This is a genomic window from Pseudomonas sp. HMSC066A08 (assembly GCF_001813025.1).
In the GTDB taxonomy this organism is placed as follows: Bacteria; Pseudomonadota; Gammaproteobacteria; order Pseudomonadales; family Pseudomonadaceae; genus Pseudomonas; species Pseudomonas aeruginosa.
In genome coordinates this window covers 1-532 of the sequence record NZ_KV811373.1, presented here as the reverse complement: position 1 = coordinate 532, position 532 = coordinate 1, and the positions used below count along the sequence as shown (strand labels likewise).

At 60.3% G+C, this 532-nt stretch carries 1 protein-coding gene and 1 pseudogene; both read right to left on the bottom strand.

Translation table 11 applies throughout. From position 1 onward, the window contains the following. Positions 1-233: pseudogene (locus HMPREF2886_RS30625) on the bottom strand (conjugal transfer protein TraL); the annotation flags it as partial. 16 nt (positions 234-249) lie between these two features. Further along, a partial coding sequence (locus HMPREF2886_RS34860) for a hypothetical protein (protein ID WP_083318647.1) occupies positions 250-532 on the bottom strand: 283 nt, incomplete at its 5' end.

Here is a 532-nt window from a genome sequence, read left to right as displayed (position 1 = left end):
ATCAGCGAGCCGTTTTCTATCAGCTCAAGGCGCTGGGTGTTAAACGCCTTGTAACCGGCGAGGGTGGCATTGACCGGATCGGTGTCCACTGCTGTGACCGGCAGGCCCTTGCCGTCGATGTACTGGACGAGCAGGGACGAGATAAAGGACTTGCCGACGCCGCCCTTGCCTTGCAGCGTGAAATGAACCTGACGGGCGAGGGTGTTCAGGGCCGGAGTGGTTACGTCGTTCATAGGTGCGATGCTCCTTTCAGATGAGGTCGTCGCGGTCGTTGCCGCTGTTTGGGTTGTGCTGGAATCCGGGGCGCTTTTGGCCGGGTTTTTCGGCCGGGGTGCTGCTACCCCTTGGTTGGCCTCCTGCGGCTCCTGTAGGGGCCGGGGAGGGGCTTGGCGGGGCGATTTGCCCGATGCCTTTTCTTTGGTGCCCATCGTCTTTTGCTCCTGTTATGTACCGGACGACGTAGCGATTGAATTGGGAGTAGCTGATGCCCAATTCCGCCTCGCCGCCAAAGTCGTCGTAGATCGTGCGCTGT